The organism is Pseudomonas sp. LBUM1647 (genome assembly GCF_059716175.1).
In genome coordinates this window covers 2,243,426-2,259,609 of record NZ_CP166809.1, presented here as the reverse complement: position 1 = coordinate 2,259,609, position 16,184 = coordinate 2,243,426, and the positions used below count along the sequence as shown (strand labels likewise).

General features: G+C 61.8%; 16 protein-coding genes. 12 read left to right on the top strand and 4 right to left on the bottom strand.

All coding sequences use genetic code 11. From position 1 onward, the window contains the following. Positions 1-65: 65 nt before the first annotated feature. Both ACA059_RS10250 and ACA059_RS10245 read right to left on the bottom strand, forming a co-directional pair. Positions 66-611: a cytochrome b gene (locus ACA059_RS10250; RefSeq protein ID WP_056740290.1), complete on the bottom strand. Its 546-nt coding sequence runs from the start codon at positions 609-611 to the stop codon at positions 66-68. Continuing rightward, positions 608-1,696: a catalase family peroxidase gene (locus ACA059_RS10245; protein WP_497633696.1), complete on the bottom strand. Its 1,089-nt coding sequence runs from the start codon at positions 1,694-1,696 to the stop codon at positions 608-610. The genes ACA059_RS10250 and ACA059_RS10245 overlap by 4 nt, the downstream gene beginning before the upstream one ends. Before the next feature lie 158 nt (positions 1,697-1,854). Between ACA059_RS10245 and ACA059_RS10240 the strand changes: the two genes are divergently transcribed. Both ACA059_RS10240 and ACA059_RS10235 read left to right on the top strand, forming a co-directional pair. After that, positions 1,855-2,361, top strand: coding sequence for an RNA polymerase sigma factor (locus ACA059_RS10240; protein WP_095128906.1), 507 nt, complete (start codon positions 1,855-1,857; stop codon positions 2,359-2,361). Next, a complete protein-coding gene (locus ACA059_RS10235; RefSeq protein ID WP_497633695.1) occupies positions 2,358-3,110 on the top strand; it encodes an anti-sigma factor family protein in 753 nt (250 codons plus the stop codon). Before ACA059_RS10240 ends, ACA059_RS10235 begins: the two co-directional genes overlap by 4 nt. A gap of 82 nt (positions 3,111-3,192) precedes the next feature. Here the strand turns inward: ACA059_RS10235 and ACA059_RS10230 are convergent, their stop codons facing one another. Further along, complete coding sequence (locus tag ACA059_RS10230; protein ID WP_497633694.1) at positions 3,193-4,029, bottom strand: IclR family transcriptional regulator; 837 nt, start codon at positions 4,027-4,029, stop codon at positions 3,193-3,195. 244 nt (positions 4,030-4,273) lie between these two features. Between ACA059_RS10230 and ACA059_RS10225 the strand changes: the two genes are divergently transcribed. From ACA059_RS10225 to ACA059_RS10185, 9 genes are all read left to right on the top strand, one after another. Further along, a complete protein-coding gene (locus ACA059_RS10225; RefSeq protein WP_497633693.1) occupies positions 4,274-5,299 on the top strand; it encodes an ABC transporter ATP-binding protein in 1,026 nt (341 codons plus the stop codon). Further along, entirely contained in the window at positions 5,296-6,165 is an 870-nt protein-coding gene (locus tag ACA059_RS10220; protein ID WP_497633692.1) for an ABC transporter permease, read from the top strand. Before ACA059_RS10225 ends, ACA059_RS10220 begins: the two co-directional genes overlap by 4 nt. Before the next feature lie 6 nt (positions 6,166-6,171). Beyond that, positions 6,172-6,966, top strand: a complete 795-nt coding sequence (locus tag ACA059_RS10215) for an ABC transporter permease (RefSeq protein ID WP_218535719.1) — start codon at positions 6,172-6,174, stop codon at positions 6,964-6,966. Between the two features lie 7 nt (positions 6,967-6,973). Then, entirely contained in the window at positions 6,974-7,264 is a 291-nt protein-coding gene (locus ACA059_RS10210; RefSeq protein WP_497633691.1) for a (2Fe-2S)-binding protein, read from the top strand. 121 nt (positions 7,265-7,385) lie between these two features. Next, positions 7,386-8,741, top strand: a complete 1,356-nt coding sequence (locus ACA059_RS10205) for an FAD/NAD(P)-dependent oxidoreductase (RefSeq protein ID WP_497633690.1) — start codon at positions 7,386-7,388, stop codon at positions 8,739-8,741. Next, positions 8,738-9,853, top strand: a complete 1,116-nt coding sequence (locus tag ACA059_RS10200; protein WP_497633689.1) for an NAD(P)/FAD-dependent oxidoreductase — start codon at positions 8,738-8,740, stop codon at positions 9,851-9,853. Before ACA059_RS10205 ends, ACA059_RS10200 begins: the two co-directional genes overlap by 4 nt. 18 nt (positions 9,854-9,871) lie before the next feature. After that, positions 9,872-10,918 carry an ABC transporter substrate-binding protein gene (locus ACA059_RS10195; protein ID WP_497633688.1) on the top strand — a complete coding sequence of 349 codons (1,047 nt, stop codon included), beginning with the start codon at positions 9,872-9,874 and terminating at the stop codon, positions 10,916-10,918. A gap of 261 nt (positions 10,919-11,179) precedes the next feature. Then, the gene (gene zapE / locus ACA059_RS10190) at positions 11,180-12,310 is read left to right on the top strand and encodes a cell division protein ZapE (protein ID WP_497633687.1); all 1,131 of its coding nucleotides are present in this window, start codon (positions 11,180-11,182) and stop codon (positions 12,308-12,310) included. An 80-nt stretch (positions 12,311-12,390) separates the two neighbouring features. Then, the gene (locus tag ACA059_RS10185) at positions 12,391-13,779 is read left to right on the top strand and encodes a protein kinase (RefSeq protein WP_497633686.1); all 1,389 of its coding nucleotides are present in this window, start codon (positions 12,391-12,393) and stop codon (positions 13,777-13,779) included. On the opposite strand, the gene ACA059_RS10180 is transcribed toward ACA059_RS10185, so the two are convergent. Beyond that, positions 13,776-14,483: a YebC/PmpR family DNA-binding transcriptional regulator gene (locus ACA059_RS10180; RefSeq protein WP_497633685.1), complete on the bottom strand. Its 708-nt coding sequence runs from the start codon at positions 14,481-14,483 to the stop codon at positions 13,776-13,778. The two genes, ACA059_RS10185 and ACA059_RS10180, sit on opposite strands and share 4 nt — an antisense overlap. Positions 14,484-14,715: 232 nt before the next feature. On the opposite strand from ACA059_RS10180, the gene ACA059_RS10175 reads away from it, so the two are divergent. Further along, positions 14,716-16,140 (top strand): type VI secretion system Vgr family protein, encoded by a 1,425-nt coding sequence (locus tag ACA059_RS10175; protein WP_497633684.1) that lies wholly within the window; start codon positions 14,716-14,718, stop codon positions 16,138-16,140. Positions 16,141-16,184 lie beyond the last annotated feature (44 nt).

Sequence of the window (16,184 nt, the reverse complement as noted above, 5' to 3'; positions counted from 1 at the left end):
CAGCTCCTACGCCGATCGTGTGAACCGCACGAATCTTTGTAGGAGCTGCCGCAGACTGCGATCTTTTAGCCGCGATCCTTCCCCCGCAACATGCTGTCCAGCACGTCATCGCGGCGCACCCAACCGTGAAACAACGCCGCCGCCAAATGCAGCAGCACCGTCAGGAACAACAAATACGCCAGATATCCGTGAGCCTTGCGCAGGAACGCAAACACCTGCGCATTCGCCGGTACGATTGACGGCAACTGTAATGAGCTGCTCAGCATCACCGGATCCCCCGCCGCCGAAATCATCGCCCAACCCAGCAGCGGCAGGATCAACATCAAGGCGTACAACAAGACATGCGAAGCCTTCGCCGCCAGCGCTTGCCAACCCGGCAGATCCGCCGGCAGCGGTGGCTGTTGAGTGGAAAAGCGCACGGCCAGGCGCACGATCACCAACAGCAGAATCGCGACGCCCAAGGGTTTGTGCAGATGAATCAGCCACTCATGACGCTCGGACACCGAAGCGGCCATGCCCGCGCCGATAAACAGCATGGCAATGATCATCAGCGCCATCAGCCAGTGCAGCAATCGCGCTAAAGGCGCGAAGTGGTTCGGTTGAGCACTCATTGATGAGACTCCTGTTTATTAGCAGCGGGCAACTGGCTGACTTCGCTGGTACGACGCAAGTAGGAAGTGGCGTACCCCGCTGAACGAGCGGCGAGCAATGGGTCGTCGGAACCTTCTATGCCGGCGGGCAGTACCAGCGGGTCGTAGTTGATGTCACGGCATTCGCCATTGAGTTGCGGCTGGGTGCTTTCGAGTACCAGGGTGCCGGCGTTCAACACTTTGCGACCTTCGGGCCAGGCCTTGCTGGCGTCGTCGACCGGATCGCCAGGGTTGGCCAGCGTGATGTTCAACTGCCAACGCAGCGGCCCTGCGGAAATGCGCTGAACCAGGTCTTTCTCCAGGAATTCACCCCCTTCAGGCGCCGTAGCACCCGCGGCATCCTGAGCGAATGGCACCATGCTCCAGCGCACCGCCTGCCGTTGTCCCGCAGCGTTCACCAGGTAAAACGCATTGACGCTGTTGTAGGTTTCCGTCACGTAACTGGCCGACGGCTTGGCAGTTTTGATCCAGGCCAGGAACGGTGCAGCTTCCGGATGCGAGCCGAAGAACGCCGGCACCGCAGTGGGGTTCGGCTTGCCGGTGGTCGGGTCCGGCGACTGGGCCTGCTGCAATTGGTAGAACGCTTCGGGCGTACCCACCGGGAACACCGGCATGCTGTTCATCCCGGTGCGCCACTGCTGGCCGTTGGCCTGGGTGAATCGCAACGCCAGGCTGCGGATCGGCACGCTGTTGTCCGGCGCATAAGGATTACCGGCCGGCAATGCGAAACGCCCGACCACCGGGGTCCGCGCTACATTGAACACCTGAGCGCTGGAATAGCTGCGCGCCTCACCGCTGCTCTCGAAATGTCCGATCACGCACACGCCTTTGGAGTGGTTACGCCGGAAGCCCGGGTGCACGCCGTTGTTGGTCTCCAGCACATTGATCAGCTTTTTAGGCGTCAAGCGCTGTGGGTCAAAGGTGCCGTTGACGTAGGCAAAAGCCCCGGCCACAACGGCGACGACCACGGCAATGCCGGCCAGACGCAACATCAAACTTGCGGTACTCAGCGGTGGCCGGGTTGGCGGTGATGCGCGATCTACCATGAAAGACTCCAGGGCCATCGGCCACAAGTGAGAAGGATCAAGCAGACGAACCCCACGGTGGTTTATTCCATCACGCTGTGTTTATTTTTTCAGGCGTGGAATAACCTCCAATGCCGGGCGTCTTCCTAGTCCACAGCGTAGTGACTAGTCAGAACTTCATGAACGATATCGACGAACAACTGAGAGAAATTATTCCCAGATTGCGCCGGTTTGCCGTGTCGTTGACGCGCAACCCCAGCAGCGCCGACGACCTGGTGCAGTCTTGCCTTGAGCGCGCGCTGTCGAGTTGGGGCGACAAACGCCCCGAGGGCGACTTGCGCGCCTGGTTGTTTTCGATTCTGTATCGACAGTTTCTCGATGCTCACCGGCGCTCCCGGCGTTATGCGCGGATGCTCGAATTCTTTACCGGGCGTGACGATTCACAGCCGTCGGTGGAACGCACCGTGATCGCCCAATCGACGCTGCAAGCGTTCGACCAGCTCACCACCGAACAACGCGCGCTACTGCTCTGGGTCTCGGTCGAGGGCTTGAGTTATAAAGAGGTCGCCGAAATTCTTGACGTCCCCACCGGCACCGTGATGTCCCGCCTGTCCCGTGCCCGTCAAGCCTTGCGCCAGTTAAGCGACGGCGAAATCACCCGCCCTTCTCTGCGGAGACTCAAATGATCAGCCTGCCCCCAAGCGAGCGTGACCTGCACGCCTACGTCGACCAACAACTCAGCGATGCCGACCGACGTCTGGTAGAGACTTTTCTGGCCAGCAACGCTGAAGTGGCTGCCCAAGTGCGTGCCTGGCAGCAGGACGCCCAGCAACTGCGCACGGCATGGAGCGGCGCCCTGCAGCAACCGGCCAACCCGAACCTCGACCCGGCGCTGATTCGCCAACGCCTCAAACGACAATCCCGCCGTCACCTGGCCAGCGCCGCCGTGTTGCTGATCGCGGTCAGCGTCGGCGGATTCGGCGGTTGGCAAGCCCGGGAGATGACGCTCATCAGTGCCACGCCGCCGATGACAGATGCCCTGCAGGCCTATCGCCTGATTGCCCAGCAAGGCATCTTGCCGGCCGACTACAAAGTCAGCGATGACGGTGACATGCAGGGTTGGCTCGACCGCTATTTCACTCAGGCCAATCGCTTGCCTGACCTCTCGGGCGCCGGTTTCAAACCGGTCAGCGGACGCTTGCTGAGCACCGAGCAAGGGCCAGCGGCGATGGTGGTCTACGAGGATCAAAGCGGCCATAAAGTCAGCTTCTACGTCCGCCCACCGGGTCCGAAAAACTACCTGTTGCCCAGGGGCAGTCGCAGCGATGGCGAGTTGCAGGCCGAGTACTGGTCGGGGGGCGGGTACAACTACGCGATGGTCAGCCCGACGGATACGCCGGCGGCGCAGATGCTGAAGCAGACGGTACGGTTTTAAAAGATCAAAAAATCGCAGCCTTCGGCAGCTCCTACAGGGGAATTCAAAATCTGTGTAGGAGCTGCCGCAGGCTGCGATCTTTTCAACCCTGCCCGAACACTTGCGAAGGCCTACGCAGCAACGGGTCGAACGGATTGATCCGCGGCCCGATCAGCGCTGCTTCGCGCTTGAGCATTTCGACCACGGTCGGCAAGCGATCCGGTCCCAAGCGATCACTGACGGTGGCCACACTCAACGCCGCCACGGCCCGCCCTTCACGATCCAGAATCGGCACCGCCACCCCGGCCATGCCCTGCAACACGCCAGTGTTGCGCCCGGCATAACCGAGCTTGCGAACATTCTCAACTTCCGAGCGCAGGAACACCTCGTCGTACAGGTGAAAATCCTTGAGCCGCGGCAAGTTGTAGTGAATCACCGTGTCGCGCTCTTCTTCCGGCAGGAACGCCAGAATCGCCAGGCTGCCCTGCCCCACGCCGAGCGCCACCCGCCCACCAATGTCACCGGTAAAGGTGCGGATCGGAAACGGCCCTTCGCTACGGTCCAGGCAGATCGCATCAAAACCACTGCGCGCCAGCAAGAACAACGAATCCCCCAACGACGCCGACAGCCGCAGCAACGCCGGACGCACCAGTTCGCGCAGGTTCCCGGTGTTCCCGGCACGGGCCGCCAGCGCAAAGAACTCCAGGCTCAGACGATAGCGTTTGCTGCGCGCATCCTGCTCGACCATGCCCTCATCCATCAGACTGCGCAGCAAACGGTGGGTGGTCGGTTGCGACAGGCCAATGCGCTGGGCCAGTTGCGTCACCCGCTCCCCCCCCTCGACGGTGTCACCCAGATTGCGCAGCACGGCAAACAGTCTGGAGACTGCGCCAACACCGACATCACTTTTGCTTTCATTCCGCTCAATGGAATCTGTCATGGGCTTTCTCGAGTATTAATTTACTCACCGAATGAAACTGAAAATAGTCATCGCTTCAGTGAAATAGGCCATTGAGCCCATCCTATTCTTCGTCCTACTCTGCGTCCAGACAGGGGCGATTCGAACAACAGCGGCAGCCGACAGAAGTCGAGCGCCAACGCACCCAGCAAGACCTTTTCGTATCTGCCCATACAAAAAAGCGCGCCTTCGGGCGACGCATAACAATCTCAGGTGGAGCGCAGTTATGGCTTTTGTGCAACTTGAAGGACTCGGCAAACGTTACGGTGAGATCGACGCCGTCGTTGCTACCAACCTCTCGGTCGAGAAAGGCGAGTTCGTCTCGCTGCTCGGCCCCTCCGGATGCGGCAAAACCACCACCCTGCAAATGATCGCCGGCTTCGTCGAAGTCAGCAGCGGACGCATTGTGCTGGACGGTCGCGACATCACCCACGCCAGACCCGCCAGCCGTGGTCTGGGCGTGGTGTTCCAGAGTTACGCGCTGTTCCCGCACATGACCGTCAAAGACAACGTCGCCTTCGGCCTGCGGATGCGCAAAGTGGCCAACGGCGAGTTGCAGCAGCGGGTGGACCGGGTGCTGAAACTGGTACGCCTCAACCAGCATGCCGAGCGTTACCCCCGGGAGCTTTCCGGTGGCCAGCGTCAACGCGTTGCATTGGCTCGGGCCCTGGTGATCGAGCCGCCGGTGCTGCTGCTCGATGAGCCGCTGTCCAACCTCGACGCCAACCTGCGCGAAGAGATGCAATTCGAGATCCGCCGCATCCAGCGCGAAGTCGGGATCACCACGCTGATGGTCACCCACGACCAGTCCGAAGCGCTGTCCATCAGCGACCGGGTGGTGGTGATGCAGGCCGGGCGCATCACCCAGATCGACGCGCCCTACACCCTCTACGAACACCCGCGCACCGAGTTCATTTCCGGTTTCGTCGGCAAGGCCAATCTGCTGCCGGGCGAGCGGGACAGCGCCGGTGTTGTTCAGGTGTGCAGCCGTGGCGACGGCGAACTGACCTTGAGCCTGCGTCCGGAAAAAATCGATCTGCGGGACAAAGGTCAGGGTCGTCTGCAAGGCAACATCGTCAGCCGCTTCTTTCTCGGCAGCCAATGGCTTTATGGCGTGTCGACGACCCTGGGCGAACTCAGCGTGGTGCGCCGCAACGACGGTTCGGCACCGCTGACCGAAGGCACGGCGGTCGGGCTCGATTGGGACGCAACGTTGCTGCGGGTACTGAGTGTCGACGAGGTGCCGGCATGAGTACGCTTGTCGCCATTCGCCACGGACGCCAGGGTTACTGGCTGTCGGCACCGGCCCTGGCCTTGTACTTCGGCCTGCTGGTTATCCCGCTGCTGCTGACTTTGGTGCTGTCGTTCAACGTCTTCGACTACAGCTCGGGGATCAATGGCGATGCCTACACCCTCGACCACTACAGCAGCTTGCTCGGCGATCCGTACTTCTACGAAATCTTTCTGCGCACGATGTGGATCAGCGCCCTGACCACCCTGCTCTGCGTGGTGATCGGCGTGCCCGAGGCCTACATCCTCAGCCGCATGGGCGCGCCATGGCGCTCGATTTTCCTGATTCTGATCCTCACCCCGTTGCTGATTTCGGTGGTAGTGCGCGCCTTCGGCTGGAGCCTGTTGCTCGGTGCCGACGGCCTGGTCAACCAGACCCTGCAAGCCTTCGGCGGCTCGCCGATGAAACTGCTCTACACGCCGTTCGCGGTGGTGATTGCGCTGGTCCACGTGATGCTGCCGTTCATGATCATTCCGGTCTGGACCTCGTTGCAAAAACTCGACCCGGCCGCCGAGCAGGCCGCGATGTCCCTCGGCGCCAGCCACTTCACCGTGATGCGCCAAGTGGTGCTGCCGCAGATCATGCCCGGTGTGCTCTCCGGCACGTTGATTGTGTTCGGTCTCGCCGCCAGCTCTTTTGCGATTCCCGGCCTGCTCGGTGGACGTCGGATAAAAATGGTCGCCACGCTGATCTATGACCAGTACCTGTCGGAGCTCAACTGGCCGATGGGCGCGGCCATTGCCGTGGCCCTGCTGTTGCTCAACCTGCTGATCATGCTGTCGTGGAACCGGATGATCGAAGGCCGCTACAAGAAGTCATTGGGATAACTCGTCATGTCCAAGAACGGTCCTTTCGCCCTGCTGTTCCATACCTTGGTGGTGCTATTCATGCTGGCGCCGCTGGTGGTGGTTTGCCTTGTGGCCTTCACCCCGGAAAACACCCTGAGCCTGCCGACCACGGAGTTTTCCCTGCGCTGGTTCCGCGCGGTGTTCGAGCGTGCTGACTTTGTCGACGCGTTCTACAACAGCCTGATCCTGGCGTTTTGCGCGGCCAGTCTGGCGACGTTGATTGCGGTGCCGGCGGCGCTGGCGATCACCCGCTTCGAGTTCCCCGGACGCGACTTTCTCAACGGCCTGTTCCTGTCGCCGATCATCATTCCGCACCTGGTGCTGGGTGTTGCGTTGCTGCGCTTGTTTGCGCTGATGGGCGTCAACGGCAGCTTCGCCTGGCTGATCTTCGCCCATGTGCTGGTGATCACACCGTACGTGCTGCGGCTGGTACTGGCGTCGGCCATCGGCCTGGATCGCAGCGCCGAACACGCCGCGCAATCGCTCGGTGCCGGGCGCTTCACCCTGTTTCGGGAAATCACTTTGCCGATGATTCTGCCGGGGGTGGCCGGTGGCTGGCTGCTGGCGTTCATCAACAGTTTTGACGAGGTCACGCTGTCGATTTTCGTCACCTCGCCGGCCACGCAAACCTTGCCAGTGCGGATGTACGTGTACGCCACCGAATCCATCGATCCGATGATGGCGGCAGTGTCGGCACTGGTGATTGCGCTGACCGCGCTGACGATGATTTTGCTCGACCGGGTCTACGGCCTTGATCGGGTTCTGGTGGGCAAACAATGAGGGCGCCATGGCTCTGCTGAAACGACTGGCCGAAGGCGACCGCCCGGCCCTGGACTTTACCCTCGACGGCACACCTGCCACCGGCATGCTCGGCGACACCTTGCTGACGGCGGTACTGACCTGCAGCGAACACTTGCGCGGCAGCGACTTCAGCGCCGAACCCCGCGCCGGGTTTTGCATGATGGGTGCCTGTCAGGACTGCTGGGTTCGACTGGGCGATGGTCGGCGCGTGCGCGCCTGCTCGACGTTGCTCGAAGCCGGGCAGCAGATCAGCCGCGAACCGGGGCGCAGCATATGACGGTCATTTATCCGGGGCTCCCAAAAGATCGCAGCCTTCGGCAGCTCCTACGCCGAACGCGATCTCCTGTAGGAGCTGGCGAAGCCTGCGATCTTTTGATCTTGAATTTCATGGGGGCTATATGAATTCCGTGATCATCATCGGCGCCGGTCCGGCCGGGATTCGTGCCGCGCAAACATTGGTCGCCCATGGCGTTCGCCCGGTGCTGCTGGACGAAGCCGCGCGCGGTGGCGGGCAGATTTATCGTCGCCAACCGGCAAATTTCAAGCGCTCGCCGGTCAAGCTGTATGGCTTCGAAGCCGGCAAGGCCAACGCGTTGCATCAGACGATCGACGCGCTGCGCGAGCAACTCGATTACCGTCCCGAGACGTTGGTATGGAACGCCGAGGACGGCGCGCTCGACACCTTGCATGAAGGCCGTGCCGCGCGGCTGGCGTTCTCCCGCGTGATCGTCGCCACGGGCGCCACCGACCGGATTCTGCCGGTGCCAGGCTGGACACTTCCGGGGGTCTACAGCCTCGGCGCAGCGCAGATCGCCCTCAAGTTTCAGGGCTGCGCCATTGGTGAACGGGTGGTGTTCGCCGGCAGCGGGCCGCTGCTGTACCTGGTGGCGTATCAATACGCCAAGGCCGGCGCCAAGGTGGTCGCGGTGCTCGACAGCTCGCCCTTCAGCGCTCAGGCACGCGCCCTGCCCGGCCTGCTCTCGCAACCGGCCACCCTGGCCAAAGGCATCTATTACCGCAGCTGGCTGACCGCCCACGGCATCCCGGTGCATCAGGGTGCCAGCCTCACAGACATCAACGGCGAACAACGTGTGCTATCGCTGACCTGGCGCAACGCCAAGGGCAATCAGCATCTGGAGTGCGACGCCGTCGCCTTCGCCCACGGCCTGCGCAGTGAAACCCAACTCGCCGACCTGCTCGGCTGTGAATTCACCTGGAACCCGCTCAACCGCGCCTGGCTGCCGCAACGCGACAGCGCCGGTCGCAGCAGTGTCGCCGAGGTTTACCTGGCCGGTGACGGCGCCGGCATCATGGGCGCCGACGCGGCCGAAATGGCCGGCGAACGCGCGGCCCTGGCGTTGCTCGAAGACATCGGTTACCTGATCCCGCCGCAACGTGGGGCGCAATTGGAGCAGGCGCTGGGACGGATCGATACCTTCCGCCAAGGTCTGGAACGGGCCTTCATCTTTCCCGAGCATTGGGCCGCCGATGCCCCGAATGACGTGATGATCTGCCGCTGCGAAGAAGTGCGGGCCGGCGACATCCGCCAAGTGGTGCGCGAGGGTCATTGGGAGATCAACCGGGTCAAGGCGCATTGCCGGGTCGGCATGGGGCGCTGTCAGGGACGGATGTGTGGGGCCGCCGCCGCGGAAATCATTGCCTGCGAAAGCCAGCGCTGCGTGTCCGACATCGGTCGACTGCGGGCTCAGGCCCCCATCAAACCCCTGCCGTTTGGCCTGGAGGTCGAATCATGATCGAGGTCGATGCCGTCATCATTGGCGGTGGCATTGTCGGTGCCTCGGCCGCTCTCTTTTTGAGCAAGGCCGGGCGTCGCGTTGCACTGCTGGAGCGGGATTTTTGCGGCTCGCATTCCAGCGGCGTGAACTACGGCGGCGTGCGGCGCCAGGGGCGACCACTCTCGCAACTGCCGCTGTCGCAGCGGGCCCACGACATCTGGGGGCAGCTGCCGCAGCTGATTGGCATCGACGGTGAGTATCAGCGCAGCGGTCACTTGAAACTGGCCCGCAGCCTCAACGATCTGCACGCCTTGCAAGACTATGCCGCCAGCAGCCGGGGCTTTGGCCTCGATTTGCAGGTGCTTGAGCGCAGTGAATTACGCGCACGTTTTCCGTGGGTCGGTGAGGTGGCGGTCGGTGCCTCGTTTTGCCCCGATGACGGTCATGCCAACCCGCGACTGGTCTCCCCGGCGTTTGCCCGGGCGGCGCGGCGACATGGCGCACAAGTCCATGAACAATGCCCGGTGACGGCGGTGGAACACGACGGTCAACGCTTTCGCGTCAGCACGCAAACCGGTCTGGAGTTGCAGGCGCCCTGGCTGCTGAATTGCGCCGGGGCTTGGGCCGGCAGCCTGGCAGAACAATTCGGTGAGGGCGTGCCGATGCACGCCGGGCACCCGGCGATGCTGGTCACCGAGCCCTTGCCATTGGTGATGAATGCCAGCACTGGGGTCGAGGGCGGCGGTATCTATGCCCGGCAGGTCGCGCGCGGCAATTGCGTGTTGGGAGGCGGTCAGGGTTTTGCCCTCGACGACGCTCGCGCCCGGCCGGGCCAGCACGCGGTAATCGAGATCCTGCGTCAGGCCGTCGAGCTTTATCCGTTTCTTGAAGGTGCCCAGGCGATTCGCACCTGGAGCGGCACCGAAGGTTACCTGCCCGATCGCCAACCGGTGATCGGCCACAGTGGCACTCAACCCGGTCTGTTGCACGCGTTCGGCTTTGCCGGTGCGGGCTTTCAGATCGGCCCCGCGGTGGGCCAGGCACTCACCGAAATCATCTGCAGCGGCGCCTCAAAAACGTCGCTGGATGCGTTTTCCATCACCCGGTTTCACTCCATCTCCGTTGCTTGATAGAGGAAGGTCGCGCTAATGAATAACGTCAAACGCACTGCACTGCTCGGTATCTCTTGCTTGGGCGCCCTGCTCACGGTCAGCCAGGCCCAGGCCGAACCGACGCTTTACCTGGGCATGAACGGCGGGACCATGGAGCGGCTCTACGCCGACAAGGTGCTGCCGGTTTTCGAGAAGGCCAATAACGTCAAAGTGGTGATCGTGCCCGGCACCTCCGCCGATATTCTGGCCAAGGTCCAGGCCAGCAAAGGCAACCCGCAGATGCACGTGATGTTCCTCGACGACGGCATCATGTACCGCGCCATCGCCATGGGGCTGTGCGACAAACTCGAAGACAGCGCACCGCTGGCGCAGATTCCGGCCAAGGGCCGCATCAAGGATCAAGCGGTGGCGGTCAGCCTCGGCGTGACCGGGCTGGCGTACAACACGCGTCTGTTCAAGGAGAAAGGCTGGACCGCGCCGACCTCGTGGATGGACATGGCCGACCCGCGCTTCAAAGACAAACTGGTGTTCCAGTCAATGGCGTCCTCGACCTTTGGCCTGCACGGGTTCCTGATGTTCAACCGGATTCAGGGCGGCAGCGAAACCGACGTCGAGCCAGGCTTCAAGGCTTGGCCGAACACCGTCGGGCGCAACGTGCTGGAGTACATTCCGAGCTCGGCGAAGATTTCCGAAATGCTTCAGACCGACGAAGCCGCGCTGTTCCCGCTGACGCCGACCCAGGTCACCGCCCTGAAACTCAAGGGCATGCCGGTGGAGTATGCGCAACCGAAGGAAGGCGCCGTGGTGCTCAACGTGGCCGAATGTGCCATCGCCAACAACACTCAGCCGGAACTGGCACAGAAACTTGCCGCCTTCTTGCTGACACCTGAAGCTCAGGCTGCCGCGCTTGAAGATGGCGACCAGATCCCGTCCAACCCCAATACCCCGACCACCGACAAAACCCGCGGTCAGGTCGAGGCGATGAAGCAGTACCTGACCACGGCCATTGCGATCGATTGGGATCAGGTCAACGAACAGCGCCCGGCATGGAATGCGCGGTGGAATCGCAGTATCGAGCGGTAATCATCTGGGCGACTCTCACCACCGAAAACCTTGTGGCGAGGGAGCTTGCTCCCGCTCGGCTGCGCAGCAGTCGTAACCCATTCAACGCGGTGTGTCTGAAACACCGCGCTTTCATGGTTTTGGGGCTGCTTCGCAGCCCAGCGGGAGCAAGCTCCCTCGCCACACAGGCTTCATCGACACAACTGGAATGAAAATCCCCCCTCTGGTTACACTATGCCGCCGCTCGGGGAGCCGGCATGAAGATTACGGGGTGAAATCACAGTGGCCGTTCGACCGCCAAACCGTTCGCGACTCACACCACGCTGGCCTGCGCTACGCCGCTTGTTCGGCAAGTCATCGGCTGCATCCGCCGGTCACAGCGGCACCGGTCGAGCCATCCACGACTACTTCCACCGTAAGGCCCACACCCAGGGTTACACCCTCAGCCATAGCCAACTGCGCGTCATCGACTGCATGGCGCAACACGCCGCAGCGCTGCCGGGCACCTCGGCAAAAACGCTCCCCGGCCTTTACCTGCACGGCGCCGTGGGTCGCGGCAAGAGCTGGCTGCTCGACGGTTTTTTCCAGGCCATTCCCATCGCGGAAAAACAGCGCCTGCATTTTCATGAGTTTTTTGCGCACCTTCACCAAGGAATGTTCACTCATCGCGATCACCCCGATGCGCTGGAAACCACCCTCGATGAACAGCTGCGCGATTGCCGGGTGCTGTGTTTCGATGAGTTTCACGTCCATGACATTGGCGACGCGATGCTGATCACCCGCCTGTTCAAGGCATTGTTCCGCCGACGCATCCTGCTGCTGGTCACTTCCAATTACCCACCGGAAGGCCTCCTGCCCAACCCGCTGTACCACGCGCGCTTCAAACCGGTGATCGACCTGATCAACGCTCGCATGCAGGTCATGGAAGTCGGCGGCCCCCACGACTACCGCAGTCAGGTCAGAACCCATGCCCAGCAGCTGTTTACCCAGGGCCAGTACGTCTGGCCCGCCACCGCGATGCAGCGTCAGTCGTTGAACCTGCCCGAACGCGACGCGCCGGCCATTCAGCTTTCCGTCGGAACACGGCACCTTCAAGCCCGACACTGCGAAGGGCGAACCATCGGTTTCACCTTCGGCGATCTGTGCGACCACCCCACAGCGGTCATGGATTACCTGGAGCTGTGCCGACGTTTCGATCATTGGTTCATCGAGGAATTGCCCAACCTTGCCGAGTGTTCAATCGCCGCCCAGCAGCGCTTCATCAATCTGGTCGACGTCCTGTACGACCAGGACAAGCACCTGATTCTGCTCGGCCAGAAGTCTTTGCGCGAAAGCCTGGGCGGCGATGCCATCGATCTGGCGCGCACGCGCAGCCGGTTGGGGCAGTTGGTCGAAGTCAGGGATCCGGTCTGACACGTCCCCGGCCTTTGCCGGTATCATGTCGCCCGTTTCCAGGCCTCCGCGCCCTCCTCCCGATCAAAGTGAATCTGCTCATGGATACCCTTGCCCAACTGCGCGCCGGCCAACTGTCGGGCATTACCCGCCTTGACCTCACCGGCGGCCTGACGGAGTTTCCGCGAGAAATCTTCGACCTGGCGGACTCGCTGGAAGTCCTCGACCTCAGCGGCAATGCCTTGAGCAGTCTGCCGGACGACTTGCACCGCCTGACCCGTTTGCGCGTGTTGTTCTGCTCGGACAATCTGTTCACCGAACTGCCCGACTGCCTGGGCCAATGCGCCGCACTGACGATGGTCGGCTTCAAGGCCAACCGCATCGAGCGCGTGCCAGGCGCGGCCCTGCCACCGTTGCTGCGCTGGCTGATCCTGACCGATAACTGCATCACTGAACTGCCGGCCGAGCTGGGTGAACGCCCGCACCTGCAAAAACTCATGCTTGCTGGCAACCGCTTGCAACGTTTGCCGGAGAGCTTGCGTCATTGCCATCGACTCGAACTGATCCGTATCGCCGCCAACCGGTTGACCGAGTTGCCCGAGTGGCTGCTGTCCCTGCCGAGCCTGACCTGGCTGGCGTACGCCGGTAACCCGCTGGAGACCGAAGCCGATGCAGCCGCTCTCGAAGCCACGCCCCGCATTCCCTGGTCTGAACTGCGTCTGGCGCAGCAACTGGGCGAAGGCGCGTCAGGGGTGATTCATCGGGCTATTTGGGATCGACCGGGCCAACCGGCCACACAGGTCGCCGTCAAACTCTACAAAGGCGAAATGACCAGTGACGGCTCGCCGTTGCACGAAATGAACGCCTGCATCACCGCCGGTAGTCACCCCAACCTGATCCGGGTTGAAGGGCGCGTCGTCGGGCATCCAGAAGCCCAGGCCGGGCTGGTGATGCAATTGATCGATCCGAGCTATCGCAATCTGTCCGGGCTGCCGAGCCTGGCGTCATGTACCCGCGACGTTTACGCCAACGACACCCGGTTCAGCGCTGGCGTGGCATTGCGCATCGCCTGTGGCATCGCCTCGGCAGCCGAACATTTGCACCGACATGGCATCACCCACGGCGACCTCTATGGCCACAACATTTTGTGGAATGAGCACGGTGATTGCCTGCTGGGGGATTTTGGCGCCGCGTCTTTCCATGCCACCTCGGACAGCCTTGAAAGCCGTGCGCTGCAACGGATCGAGGTACGGGCGTTTGGTGTTTTGCTGGGGGAATTGTTGGAGCGGATCGACTCGGGGTTGAGCGATGAAGGTCGTGTGCAGCTGGAGCAATTGCAGCAGCGCTGCTGTCAGCCGCAGGTGCTGACGCGACCGGGGTTCAGCGAGCTTGTTCAGGCGCTGACGGTATTGGCCTCAACCACTGGAAGCCAACACAAACCTGTGGCGAGGAGCCTCGCCACAGGTCATCACACGCTCGAAGCGGTTTAACCCGCCAACCCGACAAACATGTCCTGCACGTCATCGTGGTTATCGAGGCCTTCGAGGAAGGCTTCGACTTCAGCCATCTGCTCATCGCTCAGACCGCTGACCGGGTTTTTCGGCTGATAACCCAACTTGGCCGACAACACGGTGAACCCTTGCTCAGGCAGGGCTTTCTGCACCGCGTCCAGGTCCGCAGGCTCGGTCAGGAACAGGGTCGTGCCCTCTTCTTCGCCCGGCTCGAAATCCTGGGCGCCGGCTTCGATGGCGGCCATTTCCGGATCGGCGTCCGGGCTGTCCGGGGACGCCTCGATCATGCCGACATGGTTGAAGTCCCACGCTACCGAACCGGAGGCGCCCAATTGGCCCTTGCGGAACGCAACGCGGATTTCAGCGACGGTGCGATTGACGTTGTCGGTCACGCATTCGACGATCAGCGGCACCTGATGCGGAGCGAAACCCTCGTAAGTCACGCGATGGTACTGAACGGTCTCACCCAGCAGGCCCGCGCCTTTTTTGATGGCGCGATCCAGGGTTTCCTTGGGCATCGAGGCTTTCTTGGCCTGTTCAACCACCAGACGCAGGTGTGCGTTGGTAGTGACATCGGCACCGTTGCGGGCAGCGATGGTGATTTCTTTTACCAGTTTGCCGAAGATCTTGCCCTTGGCGTTAGATGCCGCTTCTTTGTGTTTAACCTTCCACTGTGCGCCCATTACTCACTCTCTTGATCTGTGGCGCCGAGACATCTATTGGCCGACGCATGGCGCAAGTTTATACGCCCTAAAGTTGGCAATCGACCAAAAATTCCACCCTGTTCACCCGCATGACGAATCGACATCTTCACCGGCAGTTGTAGGGCGATTCTGAAACTTCAATTTGCGGTGACTATAAAGGGCTGTGGTTACGTACCCTCTGCGCCCGTATTCCATGGCAGAAGCGCGTTCGATGCACAACGACAAGGAAAGTCCTTTCACCCTGACACTCCTCGACGGCGATTTGAGTTTGCAGGTGTTGCAGTTCAGTGGCCGAGAAGCCCTCAACCAACCTTATCGATTCGACATCGAAGTGATCGGCCTCGCGCCGGCCATGAATCTCGACCGATTGCTGCAACAGCCGGTGTTCCTCAGCCTGATGGAGGGCCAGGGTATTCACGGCGTCCTTCACAGTGCCAGTCGCGAGCATCGCGGCCCACACCGGATCGGCTACAAACTGGTGCTGGTGCCCTACCTTCAATGGCTCGACCGGCAGCGTTCACGCCGCGTCTTTCATCACCTCAGCGTACCGATGATCCTGCGCCAACTGCTGGAGGAACATGATGTGCCCGAGGGGAGCTATCGCTTCGAACTATCCAACGGACACTATCCCGTCCGGCCTTTTTGCATTCAGTACGAGGAGAGCGATCTGGCATTGCTGCAACGGCTGTGTGAAGAAGAAGGCATTCACTATCACTTCGAACATCAGCGCAACGGGCATGTGCTGGTCCTGGCGGATGACAGCCTGAGTTTCCCCCAAGAACCAGTCCTTACGCCTTTCCAGGGCAACGCGCCCGAAGACAGTGACGTGCCGGTGATCAGTGAGTTGTTCCAGCGCCATGACTCGCCGCCCTTTCCCTCACGACTGGAGGCCAGGAACCGTGGCTCGCAAAAACCCGACGAGGGAGCGGCCAACCACGCTTTCAGCAAACCATTGCCAGTGATGGTCCGGCCCGCGGCCGAGCACATCCATCACGATCAGTTGAGCCGACGACAACTGGAACGTCTGCGTTGCCAGCACCTGCAGATCCACGGTCAAAGCAACCAGAGCGCACTGCGCAGCGCACGGATAGTGCAAGTGTCAGAACATCCACTGTCGAATTTCAACGATCAGTGGCTGCTCACCGAAACCCGACATCAGGGGCAACAACCCTCGATTCTTGCCACCGACAAACCCGTCACTGTCCGCCATTACCGCAATCAGTTCACCGCCATTCCCTGGTCAACGGTCTTCAGGCCGGCGCTCAGACAGGCCAGGCCGAGCATCCCGGGCTATCAGCCCGCCCGGGTGCAGGGCCCTGCTGGGCAGCCGGCGGCGCTGGATGATCGAGGTCGAATACAGGTTGGACTGTGGCCAACGGTGGAATCAGATCCGCTTGAATCTGCCGGTCTCTGGCTACCGGTGGCCCTTGCAGCGCCGGACGGTCGGATTGACCCGTCCAGCCTGCCAAAGGCCGGCAGCGACGTTCTGATCAGTTTTCTCGACAGCGACCCGGACCGGCCGGTGCTGTGTGTCGGCATGGGCCATCACCCGCGCACTCGGCCTGTTCCCGCGCCACGCCGCGATAGCCACTTGCTGCTCGATTGGCTGGTCAATCGCTCGGACCTCACGCCCTGACACTCAGCCCTTGTCGGCCTTGCCTGCCGCCGCCGCAGACTCGG